This window comes from Flavobacterium sp. N502540 (assembly GCF_025947365.1).
Classification (GTDB): domain Bacteria; phylum Bacteroidota; class Bacteroidia; order Flavobacteriales; family Flavobacteriaceae; genus Flavobacterium.
The window spans coordinates 1069527-1085236 of record NZ_CP110012.1; the positions used below are offsets into that span (position 1 = coordinate 1069527).

General features: G+C 35.2%; 19 protein-coding genes. 4 read left to right on the top strand and 15 right to left on the bottom strand.

The features are described from left to right. Positions 1-80: 80 nt before the first annotated feature. The 13 genes from OLM58_RS04870 to OLM58_RS04930 all read right to left on the bottom strand — a co-directional run bounded on the left by OLM58_RS04870 (position 81) and on the right by OLM58_RS04930 (position 9192). Positions 81-677, bottom strand: a complete 597-nt coding sequence (locus OLM58_RS04870; RefSeq protein ID WP_264531414.1) for a SprT-like domain-containing protein — start codon at positions 675-677, stop codon at positions 81-83. A gap of 29 nt (positions 678-706) precedes the next feature. Beyond that, positions 707-1069 carry a four helix bundle protein gene (locus OLM58_RS04875; protein ID WP_264531415.1) on the bottom strand — a complete coding sequence of 121 codons (363 nt, stop codon included), beginning with the start codon at positions 1067-1069 and terminating at the stop codon, positions 707-709. A 33-nt stretch (positions 1070-1102) separates the two neighbouring features. After that, positions 1103-1780, bottom strand: a complete 678-nt coding sequence (locus tag OLM58_RS04880; protein WP_264531416.1) for an SDR family NAD(P)-dependent oxidoreductase — start codon at positions 1778-1780, stop codon at positions 1103-1105. A gap of 36 nt (positions 1781-1816) precedes the next feature. Next, positions 1817-2794 (bottom strand): M20/M25/M40 family metallo-hydrolase, encoded by a 978-nt coding sequence (locus OLM58_RS04885; protein ID WP_264531417.1) that lies wholly within the window; start codon positions 2792-2794, stop codon positions 1817-1819. A 28-nt stretch (positions 2795-2822) separates the two neighbouring features. Then, a complete protein-coding gene (locus tag OLM58_RS04890; RefSeq protein ID WP_264531418.1) occupies positions 2823-3479 on the bottom strand; it encodes a hypothetical protein in 657 nt (218 codons plus the stop codon). Between the two features lie 3 nt (positions 3480-3482). Next, positions 3483-4517 (bottom strand): D-alanine--D-alanine ligase, encoded by a 1035-nt coding sequence (locus OLM58_RS04895; RefSeq protein WP_264531419.1) that lies wholly within the window; start codon positions 4515-4517, stop codon positions 3483-3485. Between the two features lie 10 nt (positions 4518-4527). Then, on the bottom strand, positions 4528-5238 hold the full coding sequence (locus OLM58_RS04900) for an NRDE family protein (protein ID WP_264531420.1): 711 nt from the start codon (positions 5236-5238) through the stop codon (positions 4528-4530). Further along, entirely contained in the window at positions 5226-5714 is a 489-nt protein-coding gene (locus tag OLM58_RS04905) for a DinB family protein (RefSeq protein WP_264531421.1), read from the bottom strand. Before OLM58_RS04905 ends, OLM58_RS04900 begins: the two co-directional genes overlap by 13 nt. A gap of 2 nt (positions 5715-5716) precedes the next feature. Next, a complete protein-coding gene (locus tag OLM58_RS04910) occupies positions 5717-6106 on the bottom strand; it encodes a DoxX family membrane protein (RefSeq protein WP_264531422.1) in 390 nt (129 codons plus the stop codon). A 4-nt stretch (positions 6107-6110) separates the two neighbouring features. Continuing rightward, positions 6111-6569 carry a YHS domain-containing (seleno)protein gene (locus OLM58_RS04915; RefSeq protein WP_264531423.1) on the bottom strand — a complete coding sequence of 153 codons (459 nt, stop codon included), beginning with the start codon at positions 6567-6569 and terminating at the stop codon, positions 6111-6113. Between the two features lie 7 nt (positions 6570-6576). Next, a complete protein-coding gene (locus tag OLM58_RS04920) occupies positions 6577-7173 on the bottom strand; it encodes a peroxiredoxin-like family protein (RefSeq protein WP_264531424.1) in 597 nt (198 codons plus the stop codon). Between the two features lie 92 nt (positions 7174-7265). Further along, entirely contained in the window at positions 7266-7943 is a 678-nt protein-coding gene (locus OLM58_RS04925) for a Crp/Fnr family transcriptional regulator (protein WP_264531425.1), read from the bottom strand. Positions 7944-8049: 106 nt separating this feature from the next. Continuing rightward, positions 8050-9192, bottom strand: coding sequence for an acyl-CoA dehydrogenase (locus OLM58_RS04930; RefSeq protein ID WP_026110222.1), 1143 nt, complete (start codon positions 9190-9192; stop codon positions 8050-8052). Between the two features lie 493 nt (positions 9193-9685). Here OLM58_RS04930 and OLM58_RS04935 point away from each other — a divergent pair, with 493 nt between their 5' ends. The 3 genes from OLM58_RS04935 to OLM58_RS04945 all read left to right on the top strand — a co-directional run bounded on the left by OLM58_RS04935 (position 9686) and on the right by OLM58_RS04945 (position 12768). Then, entirely contained in the window at positions 9686-10261 is a 576-nt protein-coding gene (locus OLM58_RS04935; RefSeq protein ID WP_264531426.1) for a chalcone isomerase family protein, read from the top strand. 143 nt (positions 10262-10404) lie between these two features. Then, a complete protein-coding gene (locus OLM58_RS04940; RefSeq protein ID WP_017498779.1) occupies positions 10405-11631 on the top strand; it encodes a Glu/Leu/Phe/Val dehydrogenase dimerization domain-containing protein in 1227 nt (408 codons plus the stop codon). 240 nt (positions 11632-11871) lie between these two features. Next, complete coding sequence (locus OLM58_RS04945) at positions 11872-12768, top strand: energy transducer TonB (protein WP_264531427.1); 897 nt, start codon at positions 11872-11874, stop codon at positions 12766-12768. A 407-nt stretch (positions 12769-13175) separates the two neighbouring features. On the opposite strand, the gene OLM58_RS04950 is transcribed toward OLM58_RS04945, so the two are convergent. Together OLM58_RS04950 and OLM58_RS04955 are read right to left on the bottom strand one after the other, a co-directional pair. Beyond that, on the bottom strand, positions 13176-13571 hold the full coding sequence (locus OLM58_RS04950) for an ExbD/TolR family protein (protein WP_026110223.1): 396 nt from the start codon (positions 13569-13571) through the stop codon (positions 13176-13178). A gap of 3 nt (positions 13572-13574) precedes the next feature. Further along, positions 13575-14267 (bottom strand): MotA/TolQ/ExbB proton channel family protein, encoded by a 693-nt coding sequence (locus OLM58_RS04955; protein WP_017498783.1) that lies wholly within the window; start codon positions 14265-14267, stop codon positions 13575-13577. Positions 14268-14398: 131 nt separating this feature from the next. Here OLM58_RS04955 and OLM58_RS04960 point away from each other — a divergent pair, with 131 nt between their 5' ends. Next, complete coding sequence (locus OLM58_RS04960) at positions 14399-15625, top strand: bifunctional folylpolyglutamate synthase/dihydrofolate synthase (RefSeq protein ID WP_264531428.1); 1227 nt, start codon at positions 14399-14401, stop codon at positions 15623-15625. Positions 15626-15710: the final 85 nt, after the last annotated feature.

Genomic DNA, 15710 nt, shown 5'->3' on the forward strand with positions numbered 1-15710 from the left:
GCTGAAAAACTCAATAAAAAAAATCCAAATTCCAATACTATTACAGTTGGAATTTGGATTTTTTTTATTGCAATTTTCTTTTATTGAATTATCTCCACTTCGGCATTTGGATTGAACAGGTATGTTTTTCCTGAGCTAATTTCGATACATTCAAAACGTTTGGTTCTAACGGCCAATTTCTTGAATGTTTTACCATTTTTAATCCTGAATACACTTCCATAGGGGATTTCAAAAATATAGTTCTTATCGTTGTGTGCATCGTATTGCTTTAAGGCCAAAGACAAGGTCGTATCGGTATCACTACTTGCTGAAGGGTTCTTAAAATGTCGGGCTAATAACGGCAATAAAGTACTTGGGAAAATCTCAGGACGAATAAAAGGAACCATCATTCTTTGAAAGGTAAACTTCCATTCATTTCCATGAGGTTTAATATTTCTGCCAAACTTTTCGAACGCTACTAAATGCGAAATTTCATGAATCAGCGTGATCAGAAAACGATATTTATTTAAACTTGCATTCACCGTAATTTCATGTTTGCCACTAGGTCCTCTTCTGTAATCCCCATGACGCGTCTGACGTTCATTCACGATTTTCAGATGAACCTGATTGGCAACAATCAAATCAAAAACAGGCCTTACAGCATGTTCCGGTATATATTTAGCTAAAGTTTCGCTCAAAATAATTATGAATTATAAAGTATGAGTTATTAATTCCGATTCAGATTCTTTTTTGATGTAATTAGGATGCTTTTTATAATTTTCAGCACTTCCGCACATTGATTGTACATAGATTCAAACTCTGCAATCGAAACATAATCAGTTGCCCGTAAAAGCTCTAACCAATACAGTGACTCGTCGCACTCTTTTTGAGAAATTGATAATTTATGTATAAAGTCAGCTTTGCTTTGTGCATTAATAGCTTCACGAACATTTGCTCCTACTGAAGTAACAGAACGTAAAAATTGTTTACTCATTATAAATTCTTTCTTTTCAGAAATTAAGTATTTATAAAAATTAACTCCTTTAACTGCTAATTCAAAACTTTTAATTTTAATAATACTTTCACTCATAATTCATAATTCACAATTCATAATTCTAATTAACTATGGATTAGTAGACGAAACTTCTAAAACCTTTCCGTTAAAATATTTATTTCCGTTGAGTGTAAAATCATAAATGTACGTTGCCATTCCTTCGGCGGATATTGGTGCCTGATAACCCGGGAAAGCTTCATTTAGCATTTCGGTCTGAACGGAGCCCAGTGCCAGAACATTAAATGAGATTCCTTTTTCTTTATATTCTTCCGCCAGCAATTCGGTTAAAGTAATTACAGCTCCTTTACTGGAACTATAAGCTGCTAAACCTGCAAATTTCAGACTTCCCCTCACTCCACCCATAGAACTGATTGTAATCACATGGCTACCGCTTTGAAGATAAGGAAGACAAATACGAGTTAAGTTGGCAACCGCAAAAACATTCACTTTATAAATACTTTCAAAATCGGACTGAGTGGTTTCAGCAAAAGGCTTTAACAACAATGCACCTGCGTTATGAACCACTGCATCCACTCTCTTCCAGGCAGACGAAAGAAATTGATCTACTTCTTGTAAAGCTGCTTCATCCGACAGATCTACTGATAAACAGCTAATGTTTTGATGCTCCAAAAGTGCCTGAGGTGTTTTTCTCGAAATTGCCAAAACCTGATGGCCTGCATTAGCAAACTGCAATGCCAATTCGTAACCAATTCCACGACTGGTTCCGGTAACTATAATATTTTTCATAAAGCAAAAATAAGCAAATCGAATAAAAGGACAGAATTATTTATTCATCGTAATTTCCTCTGTGGGTGTGATTGCAATTTTGGTCACTGCCGGTAGAAACTCCTGAATAAAAGAAGTCATATGTGGAATATCCATTACTTTAAATTCGTCTGAGACATGGTGGTAAAAGTCAAAATTTTCAAAATCGAAAGTACTTATAGATTGACATGGTTTTTTGAAAGCCTCATAAAAAGAATAATTATCCGATCGGAAAAACAGTTTGTACTCTGCTTCTTTTGGTAAAAACCCAATAGTCTTTTTACCCGTGTATTCATTTATTTTCGCAGCCATATTGGTTTTATCAAAACCGGTGATATAGGCCAGATAATCCCGTTTCATAGGTACACCAATCATTTCGATATTCAATTGTGCGTATAAATTAAAATTTTGCTTTTTAAGTTTTTGCACCAAACTTTTAGAACCCAATAGTCCTTTTTCTTCTCCGGCAAAAAACACAACAAGAATACTGCGTTTGTTCGATTTTGTTTCGCTAAAACACTTTGCCATCTCTGCAACTGCTGTAACTCCGGACGCATCATCGTTCGCTCCGTTAAAAACAACATCTGTCTGTTGTTTTTTCTCTAATCCAATGTGATCGTAATGCGCACTTAAGACCACGAATTCTTTTTTCAACACAGGATCGGTTCCTTCTATCACTCCCACAATATTATAGGCTGGTGTTTTAAAATTCGCCAACGTGTCTTTATAGGTAGTAAAATAAGGTGCCACATGGTTCTTCTTTAAAAAATTTTCTAAAAAAACGGCTGCCTTTTCGATTCCTTTTGTGCCAGTTTCACGACCTTCCATCTCATCGGAAGACAATTCTTTCAGAAAATCTGAAACTTCAGATTCTTTTACTTTATAGGTTACTTCAATAGGTTTTGAAACAGCTGTTGAAGATGTAGTGTTTACTGTAACGGGATTTGATTTACAGGCCAGAAAAACAAAAGGAAGTAGAAAATAAAGCTTTTTCATAAAGAATTATTTAATTGTGCTTGAGGAACTAAACCTCTAAAGCAGTCGATTTAAAATATTTTTTATACACTTTAAATACCTGAATACTCCCTAAAACCATAAAAAATATCGGAATAAAAACAGGCATTACGTACCTTGAAAATGGATTACTTTTTTCAAAAATAGTCTGTAAAACCACAATCAGGCTTAACATCCCGAAAAAAATACCAATCAAAGTTCCTGCAATATAATAATATTTTAACTTTTTTTCTACGACAATATGCTTTCCGTTAAGCAAATACAGATTCCAGCTCGTCCAGAAAGGCAGCTGTAAAAAATTGAAACAATTTAAAATCATTCCGATGACAAATGGTGAATACACTAAATACCCCCTTAAATTATCAGTTGATTTTGTAGCTTGATTGAATCCGTAATAAAAGAGAAAAGCCAGAACAAACATAAATCCAATAGCAAAAAAATCAATTAGCTTCATTAATTTTTTATTACCGATTAGTTCTCTGGCAAAAAGCAACGTAAAATAAATGACAAAACTTTCAACAAAAATGACTCCGAACAGAAAGAAAACCAAATTATAAAGTCCTGATTTCGAATAAATCTCCAAACCTACTACGTTCAAATATCCTAACGGGATCGATCCGATGAAGCTCACCAAAAATCCAATTGAGATATTCTTTAACCTTTTCATTTTTTAAAAATTTATAATCTTACTGTTCTGAGTCAGATGCAATTTATACTCCCGGATTCCAACTTTATAATTCAGGTACGGTACTCCCTTTTTATGATTCGCAGCACTGATCTCATACATATAAGTGATGTGTCTTGCCAGTTCTTTCCAGGCAAACCAAACAGAATGTTTCGGATCGTAAATATGTGTTGGTTCACTGGCTGCCCCGTTAAGTTCTACAACCTGAAACTTTTCTCCTCGTTCTAATTCTTCGAAAGTGTTGTACATGATATCAAAACGCCCAAAATAAAATTCCGGAACCTCTTTGGCAATTTTATCAATCATTGCGGTTAACTTTGGTGTGATCCAATCACTCCCATCCAAAAATTTTGCGCCACGGGCATGATTCCCGAAAGGAACCAAATTTACTCTTTCACCATATTTCAAAACCTGATGCAATTGATCTCCGTATTCCTCTCTTAAAACATCAAGCTGCAATTGAAATCTTGGCGTTTTACAGATTAACCCTTCAATAGTTGAGATTCCGTCACCAGTAACAATTAAAAATTCTTTCGAAACAATTCCGGTAATTACTCCCTCTTTTTGATGTGGATGACGCACGTAAAAAATACCAACTTCATTTTTAAATGGAATCAAATTCTGCAATAAAAAATCAAAATTTGCTTTTCCGGCATATTCACTCAACTCAAAAACATTTCTTATTTTTTTCACACCGGATCCCCTTAAACCAATATCAGGTTTAGCAATTAAAGGAAAATAAATACTGTTTTCGACTATTTTTTCTACAATCTTATTTAGATCCGTATTCTCTTTGATCAAAATAGTACTGGGATAACATTCTCTGGGAAGCAAATCATAAATTTGTTTTTTGCTTTCCATTATAAACCCGCCGTTTTTTATCTTCGGATTAGACGCATTAAAGAAGAATACTGATCTAGCTTTGATCGCATAATAGGCCCAAAGAAAATAAATAGGAACGTACAGCACCTTAAAAGGCCAGTACTCCCAATTGGTTACTTTATGAAAAAATAGTTTCATCTTTACTACATTAAATACTTATAAAAGAAGTCGAAAACTCCTTTGTTTTAATTAAATCGTAATACTTCATAGTACCTTTATTCTGCTTGATTACCACCTGAGTTATACTAAGTGTTTTCAAAAAATTTTCTCTATTAATGACCAATCCGTTTTCAGAATCATCATTGTGAGTGTTTTTATGAAAATCTAACATATCCTTAGCGAAGATTTCATCCCTACTTTCTAAAAATTCAAAAAACCAATTTGAGCGTTTCTTCCTAATTTCCTGAGGATACAAAGTAACCGATGACCAGATGTGATTCTTTGAAGTCTCCAAGAGTGTCTTAATTTTTACCAGACCATCCCAAATCAGTTCATATAATTCTTCATTCTGATACAAAACCAAAGTGAATGGCTCGATATCTTCCAGATTAATTTCATTCCAGAAATCCTTGGGCGACAAACTCGAAATTATATCGAGAGCAATCAGTCCCCTGCTTTTTCTATACGGAAATAAAATCCGATGCTTCTCTGTACCTCCATTCAAAAGTACCAGTACAGTTCCGTTTTTATCTACAACAAACCACGTTCCTCCCGCTTTTGAATCTTTCGGATACATAATAGTTTTACCGTTCTGACAATAGTTTCTAGGCGGAATGGCTTCTGGACGAATCACTTTTTCATCCCGATTTGAAGTAATCATTACTACTCCGTTATGGTTCACGAAACTTACTGTACACATTGTTTTCTGTATTCTATAGTGGAACGGGCTACACCAAAATTCTCATGGACCGAAATATTTTTAAAGGGCATAACGGCCACTTTGATCAGAGCCTGATGGTGGATGCAATGCTCCAGATTGTATAGCAATTCTCTATAATAATTACTTTGAATTCTAAGCGAAAGGCCATCAATAACCTGTTCTAAATAGATGGTTTTGTTGTCACTTTTCAAATCTGTTTTTATTTCCGCTATAAGTTCTTTTGCAAACACAGTTTCCGTTTGCATTCGGATATTTCTCTCGCGGTTATCGTAATTTATAACTCCTGAATTGTAACCCTTTTCCAAACATATAAACATCTCCAGAATGTGTCGCAAATGCTCGCCAATTGTTGCATTGTTGAGAGCAGGGCATGGTCTTGCATAATCTGCATCCGTCAATTGACCTAACAGATCATCGAGTTCATCTAAACTGTGGCGTATTGATTTTAGTAACATGGCTATTTTAAATTTAGAAGATTAAACAATTTACTTTTATTGAAATAAAGCAATCCTAAACAGCATAATAAGGTGATAAGGGCCAGTAAAAAAAGTAAGCCTCCATCATGCTGAACTGAAATTCCCAAAACAAATAAATGAGACAGAACAGCACCCACCATCACTCCACATCCTCCCAAAGCTCCAATCCATGTTGTTTTGGGAATTAAAATTAAAACGGCAATAACCAATTCGGCTATTCCGGACCCTATTCTTCCATAAGGCTCAATTCCTAAAGTCGAAAAAATATAAATACTTTCTTCTGCTCCGCTGAATTTAAAAAATAAGGTTTGTAACAAAATTCCGGCTGCTATAATTCTTAGAGCCCAGATTATTTTTTCTGATTTTTCCATCCTGTTATTTGTTTATTCTTTTCCAGTTCTCGTCGGCTTGTGCTTTCAGATTCGTCTGATTTTTATTCCAGCTTTTCAACGTATTATTAAAATAGGCATTGTAAAACAAATAGAGCTTACCATCAATAATTTTAAACGTTTCGGGATTTATTTCAACTTTCTCTCCGGAACTTCCCAGAGCATAGGCACACCAGCCACCATACTGCGGCTCATACTTTGATGGATTTTTTAAAAATTCCTGTTTATTTTCGTTGGAAGAAAATTTATAAATCACCCCCTGATAAGAAGCTGATAATTCATTCTTCCCTTTAATCGCTTTCCCCGGACTAAAATAGGCCACAGGATCGTAGCCCTGAATGGCTACTTTATTTTCCAAATTGTACTGACTTATTCTTTTCGCCTCATTCTGAGCAAATGAAATACCCGAAACCAAAATCAATACAAAAAACAACAGCTTTTTCATTTTGTTTTTATTTTAAATTTTTTAATACTGAAACTAGCAATTCGGTCGAAATACGATGCTTAAAGTCAGGAGCAATATATTCGAATGCAATCTCACTATTTTGGTTTACAACAAAGACAGAAGGAACCGGTAAAAAACTTGTATTGACTCCTTTAGAATGTACGTTAATTACTGATTTATAGTTTTCAGGAGCCGCATAAGCAATTCCAACTGCTTTCGCAAATTCACCTTCTGAGTCAGAAAGCAAAGTATATTTTACTTTATCTTTTTCTTCCGTGATTTTTAAATTCTCCGGGGCATCAGGACTTATTGCAATAATCTGGTATCCAAGATCCAGAATTTGTTTCTCTGCTTCGGCTAACGCCTGAAGATGCATATTGCAATAAGGACACCAGCCGCCGCGATAGAAAACTAAAACCGCTTTTTTCTTTTCAAGCAAATCAGAGATTTTTACCGTTGCATTTTCAGCTGATTTTAATGTGATATTTGGAATTTTCTCTCCTATTAATAAAGGAGCAATATCGGTCGCCATTTTAGGAAGCGAATTTTGCGCAGTAGCAACAGTACATAAGGCTACTAAAGCAATAAAAAATAATTTTTTCATAATTTTTAACTTTACATCTTAATTTGATAATGTAAAATTACGGTAGTATGAAAAAGGTAAATGTCAGCTAATTTACACTTAGCGTAAAATAGTTAGATTTTGGTAATATCAACAATCACAATCTCTTTTCTATTGTAATGTATCAGTTCATTTGTTTCCATCTCGTTCAGCAATTGGGTTGCCGTTTGTCTTGAAGTACAAATAATTTGCGCAATATCATTCTGTGTCAAATAGTTCTCTATGGTTACCGAATTACCATCGGCAGTCCCTTCCTTCTCTGCCCAGTCTTTAAGAAATTGGTACAATCTGGTTTTTGCATCTTTAGAAATCAAATTGGCGTAACTGTTTTTGATGCGTTTCATTTTCAGACCGACAAATTTGGTATACGAAAGTGCCAGTGTTGGATTTCTCAGTAATAAATCTTCGAAATCTGACATCAGGAAACTACAAATCGCAACATCGTCAGAAAGTACTTTTGCATATTCTTCGTTTTTGGCATCCGTTTCCAAAGTTAATTCGCCAAATAAATCCCCTTTCTGAATGATGTCTTTTATGGTTTCATTACCTTCTTCATCAATAGACACTATTTTAATATTTCCTTTTTTGAGTAAAAATATACGGGGTAAATCTGAAGTAGAAAAATAAATAATTTCCCCTTTTGACGCTTTTTTAAAACCTGTGATAATACATAATTGCTTGATCTGCGAATAACTCAGAGTTCGAAACAATTTATGATCCCGCAAATACCAGTATTTTAAATCTTCGTACATAAAAAAGTTTATTTCTGTAAATGTAACGAAATTAAAATCCAAATAAAAACCCTTTCAGGCATTGAGCAGCCTGAAAGGGTTTTTAATTATCTATCCTTCTAAGAGATTATCCTGCGATAACAGCTCTTGAAATTACAATTTTCTGAATTTCTGAAGTTCCTTCGTAAATCTGAGTAATTTTTGCATCACGCATTAAACGTTCTACATGATACTCTTTTACATAACCGTTACCTCCATGAATCTGAACTGCTTCAACAGCTGTATCCATCGCCACTTGAGAAGCAAACAATTTCGCCATCGCACCACTTACATCATAATTTTTATGTTGGTCTTTATCCCAAGCTGCTTTCATACACAAATGACGTGCTGCTTCAATATTAACTGCCATATCTGCCAATTTAAAAGCAATTGCCTGGTGGTTGCAAATTTCAGTTCCGAAAGCTTTACGCTCTTTAGAATATTTCAAAGCCAGTTCATAAGCTCCTGAAGCAATTCCTAAAGCCTGAGAAGCAATTCCGATACGACCTCCTGCAAGAGTTTTCATTGCAAATTTAAATCCGAAACCGTCTTCTCCAATTCTGTTTTCTTTAGGAACTTTTACATCACTAAACATTAAAGAGTGCGTATCAGAACCACGGATTCCCATTTTTTGTTCTTTTGGTCCAATAGAAAAGCCCGGCATGTCTTTCGTCATGATCAAAGCATTGATTCCTTTGTGTCTTTTCTCCGGATCCGTTTGTGCAATCACTAAATAAACAGATGCTGTATTTCCGTTGGTAATCCAGTTTTTCGTTCCGTTTACCAAATAATGGTCTCCCATATCAACTGCAGTTGTTTTTTGAGAAGTAGCATCACTACCCGCCTCAGGCTCACTCAAACAAAATGCTCCGTGAATCTCTCCTGATGCTAAACCCGGTAAGTACTTTTGTTTTTGTTCTTCAGTTCCAAATTCCTGCAGTCCCCAACAAACTAATGAGTTGTTTACGGACATCACTACAGAAGCTGATGCGTCTACTTTTGAAATTTCTTCCATCGCAATTACATAAGAAATTGCATCCAGTCCGCTTCCTCCGTATTTAGGATCAACCATCATTCCCAGGAATCCTAGTTGCCCCATTTTTTTTATTTGTTCTGTCGGAAAAATTTGTTTTTCGTCACGTTCAATAACTCCTGGCAGCAATTCGTTTTGAGCAAAATCTCTTGCAGCTTGTTGAATCATTAAATGTTCTTCGGTAAGATTAAAATCCATAGTTATCCTGTTTTATTTTTCTCATCTCAACTCCATTTAAAATATCGAATTTAAGATGACGGTTATTTTTGTTTTTGTTTTTTTGAATTGCTTTTTTCTGTAAAAAGGCTCCCAAAGATAAATTTTAAAAGTGAGTTTAACAATGCGCGCATATAAATTTACCGGATCAGCAATAATTACGATAACGTTTTCGTTATAATCTTAAAAATTTAGCGTAACATGCATCAAATTTGCAATCATTACTCTAAAAAACAAGAATAAAATACACCATTAAAAAAGTTGATTTTCTAAAATTTTAGTAAAGTTTAGTAACCCAAAAGATTAAACAATTCTTAAAATATACGGTTTCCCGTAAAACTACTCTTACTAATTTGATTACTAATCTTATACCCATAAAAAAAGCAAAATTGAGTCTAAAAAAACATCTTTAATAACGCTTTAAAATTAATAAATTAACATTATTTTTGCCTAAAAATTATAATTTCCATAAAACATGAAAAAAAGTTTACTTCTACTTACATTCCTTTTTAGTATACAATTCTCGACCGTTTCTGCCCAGACTCAGCTTGATATAAACGGTGTAACAGTTCCAAGAAAAATTGAATTTCAAGGCAAAACTTTACAGCTTAATGGTGCTGGCGGCCGATCAAAAATGTGGTTGGAAGTTTATGTTCAGGCCTTATATTTATCGCAGCTAAGTCAGGATCCACAATTTATTATTGACAGCGATACCGAAATGGCAATCCGAATTGAAATTACTTCTTCAATGGTTTCTTCAGGCAAACTGACTAAAGCAATGAATGCCGGTTTTGAAAAATCTGCGGCAAGCAATCTGAATCAATTGCGTCCCCGAATCGAAGAATTTAAAACTTTTTTAAGTGACATGATTACTGAAAAAGATGTGTTTGTTCTTGCTTATAATCCGCTTGACCAAACCATCAATGTATACAAAAATGAAGTTTTAAAAGGAAAAATTCCCGGATTTGATTTCAAAAAAGCATTATTCGGAATCTGGCTTTCAGACAAACCTGTAGATGAGACATTAAAAAAACACTTATTAGGAATATAATTTGTTACATTTATAAAATTCAAAAGCCGAAAACGTACTGTTTTCGGCTTTCTTTTTTCTCTTCGATAAAATTTTGATACGAGATACATTATTCGCATTATTCTATTTTATACTTTTACGCAAACTAAACATATCTCAACAAAATGAAAGATTTATTACAGCAATTTGAAAATAAAGCACCTGAAATTGTTTTTAACTGGAAAGATTCCGAAACAGAAGCCGAAGGATGGACGGTTATCAACTCACTTCGCGGTGGAGCTGCGGGTGGAGGAACAAGAATGAGAAAAGGCTTAGATATGAATGAAGTTTTATCGTTGGCCAAAACCATGGAAGTTAAATTTTCTGTTTCAGGACCAGCCATTGGAGGTGCCAAATCAGGAATAAATTTTGACCCAAATGATCCACGTAAAAAAGGAGTACTACAACGTTGGTACAAAGCCGTTTCACCTTTATTAAAAAGTTACTACGGAACCGGAGGAGATTTAAATGTAGATGAAATTCACGAAGTAATTCCAATGACCGAAGAATGTGGTGTATGGCATCCGCAGGAAGGCGTTTTCAACGGACACTTCAAACCAACCGAAGCAGATAAAATTAACAGAATCGGACAATTGCGTCAGGGCGTTATTAAGGTAATCGAAAACCCAAAGTTCTCTCCTGATGTAACCCGAAAATATACGGTTGCCGACATGATTACCGGTTATGGTGTTGCCGAAGCAGCTCGTCATTTCTATGCCACTTACGGTGGAGACATCAAAGGTAAAAAAGCAATTGTACAGGGATTTGGAAATGTAGGTTCAGCTGCCGCTTTTTATCTGGCAGAAATGGGTGCTAAAGTAATCGGAATTATTGACCGTGACGGAGGATTAATAAAAGAAGAAGGTTTTTCATTTGAAGAAATCAGAACTTTGTTTTTAAATAAAGACGGAAACAAATTAGTTGCCGATAACATGATTCCATTTGACGAAATCAACACTAAAATCTGGACGATTGGTGCCGAAATCTTCACCCCTTGTGCGGCTTCAAGATTGGTAACTCAGGAACAAATCGATAATTTAATCGCAAATGGATTAGAAGTTATTTCATGTGGAGCAAACGTTCCTTTTGCTGATAAAGAAATTTTCTTCGGTTCGATCATGGAAGAGGTGGATAGCAAAGTAAGTTTGATTCCTGATTTCATTTCAAACTGTGGAATGGCAAGAGTTTTTGCTTATTTCATGGAGAAAAAAGTTCAGATGACGGACGAGGATATCTTTAATGATACTTCAGAAATTATAAAAAATGCGATTGTTAAAGCTCACACTTTAAATCCATCCAAAACAAATATCAGTGCAACTGCTTTTGAAATTGCATTGAAACAACTAGTATAATTTTTTTATACTTTACTAAAACGGGCCGGATGTTCATCCGGCCCGTTTTTTTATGTTTCACGCTGATTCAGCTGATCCTTTTTGATTCCGCTTCCTCATTAATTACAAAATCTGCATTAATCGGCTAAATCTGCTTACAAAAAACATTCAGCCACAAAATCCCCTACTCTTCTATTCTAAACAATTTTTACTACTTTTAAGCGTTTTTTAAATAATACAATTTCAAAATTCAAAATAAAAATGAGTTCCATTTCTTCAGATCAAAAGAAATCCTTACTACTCACTACTGTTATCTATGCAGTATTCATTGCGTTGTTATTTCTTATACGCTTTTGGCCTCCTTACAATCCAGAGAACAATGTGGCTTTGGCTTCTGGCGGAGGTGGCGGAGGTGTTACGGTAAATTTTGGAGATAGTGATTTAGGCTCGGGAGCAAATTATAAAAGTGAAGTTTTAAATGTAAAAAATGAAGCCCGACAAACTCCGGCAAAAGCAACACCAGACGAAGCAATTTTAACTCAGGAAAATACCACAACCGACGAAAGTGTTGTAATTCCGACAAAGGAAAAACCAAAAAAAGCAACACCCGTTGTAAAACCGGAAGCAAAACCGATTCCTGAAAAACCAAAAGTCTCCAATTCTACAAACGATGCCTTATCAAGTATTTTAAAAGGATCAAATAAAGGCGGTGATGGCGACGATAAAGCAGCAGGAAACAAAGGAAAAGCAAACGGCAGTCTAAGTTCGAACGGATACTATGGAACGGGAGGTTCCGGAGGAGGAACTGGCGGTGGCAACGGAACCGGAAATGGAATTGGTACCGGAAGCGGTTATGGCCCAGGAAGTGGCGGCGGTTCGGGTGGAGGATCTGGATATTCGCTAAACGGACGCAAAGCGCTCTCTAAACCGGCACCAAAATATACCTGCAATGAAGAAGGAAAAGTAGTGGTAGAAGTTACCGTAGACCAAAATGGCAAAACCATTAGCGCAACTGCTGGAATAAAAGGAACAACCAATACAGCAAGCTGTTTACTGGAACAGGCAAAAATAGCGGCATTGAACACAAAATGGTCAGCAGATGACAAAGCAGCCGCAAAACAGGTTGGAAAAATAATTTACAATTTCAGCCTGGATTAAACACGAATTGTACAGATTTACACTAAAATCTGTTTCCATAAAAAAGGCTTTCAGAAAATTCTGAAAGCCTTTTTTAATACTCTATCACGGCTAGTTTGTCATTTCGACGCAAGGAGAAATCCTCACAAGTAACTCCACAACGAGAATCCAATCTTTGTCGAGTTTCTCATGTTCCTTCGACTTCACTCAGCCTGACAAAGGCTTGTCACAAAGTTTTCTTTTTTATTAATGTGATTCTTTCGAGTCCCGAAATGACAAAATTATGGTATTTTTTTTTTTTTTGCGTGAGGGATAGCAGCAAGCTACCGAAGTAGCGCGGATAGCCCGACCGCAATAAAAAAATGGGCGAATCAACGTTATGCTGAATAGCCCATTTTTTTATTGTGGTCATGCCCTAATCGATAATCTTACTTCGGACTGGTAGCAATTACAAACTTTAAATTATTCTTCACTCCTATTTGCAGCACATCAACTAAATCCTGAACCTGAAGATTAAACGGAATGCGAACCACTACGGTTTGCTGTTTGTCAGCTCCAATTTTCGACATTAAAGTTGTTTCCAAAGCATCAAATTCAACAGGTACTTTGTCGATATAGAACTTTTTGTCTTCAGTAACAGACAAACTAATCAGCTGTTTATTTGTTTTCTCATTAGCTTTGGCTTTCGGCAATGTCATTTTAATCACATTAGGATTCGCAAGTGTTGATATAATAAGAAAAAACAACAACAGGAAAAACATAATATCACTTAATGACGATGTCGCTACTTCAGCATGAAACCTTCTTTTTCTCTTAATAGACATACCTTATGCTCTTTGAATTATATTGACAAATTCTAATATTTGTTTCTGAATCTTCAACGCAAAATCATCAATTTTTCCATTCAGTAAGTGATATGCACTATAGGCGATAATACCTACAATTAATCCGGAACCCGAGCTGATCATTTTTTCATACAATCCTCCCGAAATATTTCCAATACTAATATTTTCAGTAACCGAGATACTGTAGAAAATCTTAATTACACCCGAAATAGTTCCAATAAAACCAAGTGTTGGAGCAATCCCGGCAATAAGTCCCAGATGTCCCAAATTTCTTTCCATTTCACCAATTTCAATATCAGCGGCACGGTCCATATTAGATTCAATTTCAGCAATTGGCCTTCCAATAACCAGCACACCTTCTTTCAGAATATTTCCTGCTGCCGTATCACTTCTTTCGACAATAGTTCTGGCTAATTCAATATTTCCGGCATTTAATTTATCACCAACATCCTGTATCAATCGGGAATCGATTCTTGATGCTTTTTTGATATATAAGTAACGTTCAAAAATGATATAAATAGTATAAAATAATAATAGTGCAATCGGAATTAAGAAAACTCCTCCTTTCATAATAAACCCAAACATTGAAATTTCATTTTCAGGTGCAATCTTTTCGATAACTACGTTTGAGGCATTTGCGATGGTATCAGCTTGTAATTGAATGTAGCTAAACATATATTAATTCTTGTTTTTAATAATTAATTCTAAAAAATATTTGAAATTTGCAATAAAGATAATTTTCACTCCCTTATAAAACTAAAAAAAATGAAAATTATTTCAATTCGAAACTATTTTAACTCAATTCAATGAACTATCAGGAAACCACAAACTGGATGTTTAATCAGCTTCCAATGTACCAACTTCAGGGAGCTTCGGCATACAAAGAAGATTTGACTAATATTAAGTTGCTGGCTGCACATCTTGACAACCCTCAAGATCAGTTAAAATGCATCCACGTTGCCGGAACCAATGGTAAAGGATCGACCTCGCATATGCTGGCTTCGGTTTTACAAGAAGCCGGATATAAAGTAGGATTGTACACTTCTCCACACCTTAAAGATTTTAGGGAACGAATTAAAATTAATGGCCAGGAAATCTCCGAAGATTTTGTTTGTCAATTCGTAGCCAAACACAAAAACTTTTTTGAAGCCAATGATATGAGTTTTTTCGAAATGTCTGTTGGATTAGCCTTCGATTACTTCGCTTCAGAGAAAACTGATATTGCTATTATTGAAGTAGGTCTTGGCGGAAGACTCGATGCAACCAACATAATCACACCATTAGTATCGGTTATTACCAACATCGATTTAGATCATACTCAGTTTTTAGGAAATACCCCAGCAGCAATTGCAGGTGAAAAAGCCGGAATCATAAAACCAAATATTCCTGTTGTCATTGGAGAATACACCTTTGAAACTCAACCCGTATTCTTAGCGAAAGCAGAACTAAATAAAGCTCCGATATATTTTGCTTCCGATTTAATCACAGAAGTTTTCCCTTCCGATCTAATTGGGGATTATCAGTTTCACAATAAAAAAACAGTTCAGCAAACAATCCACCTATTAAATTCTCAAAAGGAGTTTAAAATCTCAGATGAAAATCTAAAAAACGGTTTATTGCATGTCGTAAAAAACACCGGTTTACAAGGCAGATGGCAGCAATTGGGAGAAAACCCAAAGATTGTCTGTGATACTGCCCACAACCAACACGGTTTAGCTGTTGTAATGAAACAAATCCAAAAAGAGAGTTTCGAAAATTTACATATTGTTCTGGGAGTTGTAAACGACAAAGATCTTGACTCTATTTTACCACTTTTTCCTAAAAATGCACAATACTATTTTTGCAGTCCAAATTCGTCCAGAGGTCTAAAAACAGAAATTTTAAATGAAGCCGCTAAAAAGCACCATTTAATAGGGGAAAATCACGACTCAGTAGAACATGCTTTTGCTGCAGCCAGAAAAAATGCCTCAAAAAATGATTTTATTTATGTTGGCGGAAGCACATTTGTAGTCGCTGAATTGCCTCTGCCATAAACAAAAGTTCTAAGAGCAAAAAAAGTTGCAAAAAACCAATTTAATAACAAATTCATAAACAGAGAGATATAAAACATTTTTAAAA

Excerpts from the sequence above, each read along its gene's own strand:
- OLM58_RS04915 (WP_264531423.1), bottom strand. The coding sequence starts at position 6,569 with ATGAAAAAGCTGTTGTTTTTTGTATTGATTTTGGTTTCGGGTATTTCA.
- OLM58_RS04895 (WP_264531419.1), bottom strand. The coding sequence starts at position 4,517 with ATGAAACTATTTTTTCATAAAGTAACCAATTGGGAGTACTGGCCTTTT.
- OLM58_RS04920 (WP_264531424.1), bottom strand. The coding sequence starts at position 7,173 with ATGAAAAAATTATTTTTTATTGCTTTAGTAGCCTTATGTACTGTTGCT.
- OLM58_RS04880 (WP_264531416.1), bottom strand. The coding sequence starts at position 1,780 with ATGAAAAATATTATAGTTACCGGAACCAGTCGTGGAATTGGTTACGAA.
- OLM58_RS04940 (WP_017498779.1), top strand. The coding sequence starts at position 10,405 with ATGAAAGATTTATTACAGCAATTTGAAAATAAAGCACCTGAAATTGTT.
- OLM58_RS04890 (WP_264531418.1), bottom strand. The coding sequence starts at position 3,479 with ATGAAAAGGTTAAAGAATATCTCAATTGGATTTTTGGTGAGCTTCATC.
- OLM58_RS04875 (WP_264531415.1), bottom strand. The coding sequence starts at position 1,069 with ATGAGTGAAAGTATTATTAAAATTAAAAGTTTTGAATTAGCAGTTAAA.
- OLM58_RS04925 (WP_264531425.1), bottom strand. The coding sequence starts at position 7,943 with ATGTACGAAGATTTAAAATACTGGTATTTGCGGGATCATAAATTGTTT.
- OLM58_RS04900 (WP_264531420.1), bottom strand. The coding sequence starts at position 5,238 with ATGTGTACAGTAAGTTTCGTGAACCATAACGGAGTAGTAATGATTACT.
- OLM58_RS04885 (WP_264531417.1), bottom strand. The coding sequence starts at position 2,794 with ATGAAAAAGCTTTATTTTCTACTTCCTTTTGTTTTTCTGGCCTGTAAA.
- OLM58_RS04955 (WP_017498783.1), bottom strand. The coding sequence starts at position 14,267 with ATGTTTAGCTACATTCAATTACAAGCTGATACCATCGCAAATGCCTCA.
- OLM58_RS04935 (WP_264531426.1), top strand. The coding sequence starts at position 9,686 with ATGAAAAAAAGTTTACTTCTACTTACATTCCTTTTTAGTATACAATTC.
- OLM58_RS04950 (WP_026110223.1), bottom strand. The coding sequence starts at position 13,571 with ATGTCTATTAAGAGAAAAAGAAGGTTTCATGCTGAAGTAGCGACATCG.
- OLM58_RS04960 (WP_264531428.1), top strand. The coding sequence starts at position 14,399 with ATGAACTATCAGGAAACCACAAACTGGATGTTTAATCAGCTTCCAATG.
- OLM58_RS04945 (WP_264531427.1), top strand. The coding sequence starts at position 11,872 with ATGAGTTCCATTTCTTCAGATCAAAAGAAATCCTTACTACTCACTACT.
- OLM58_RS04905 (WP_264531421.1), bottom strand. The coding sequence starts at position 5,714 with ATGTTACTAAAATCAATACGCCACAGTTTAGATGAACTCGATGATCTG.
- OLM58_RS04910 (WP_264531422.1), bottom strand. The coding sequence starts at position 6,106 with ATGGAAAAATCAGAAAAAATAATCTGGGCTCTAAGAATTATAGCAGCC.
- OLM58_RS04930 (WP_026110222.1), bottom strand. The coding sequence starts at position 9,192 with ATGGATTTTAATCTTACCGAAGAACATTTAATGATTCAACAAGCTGCA.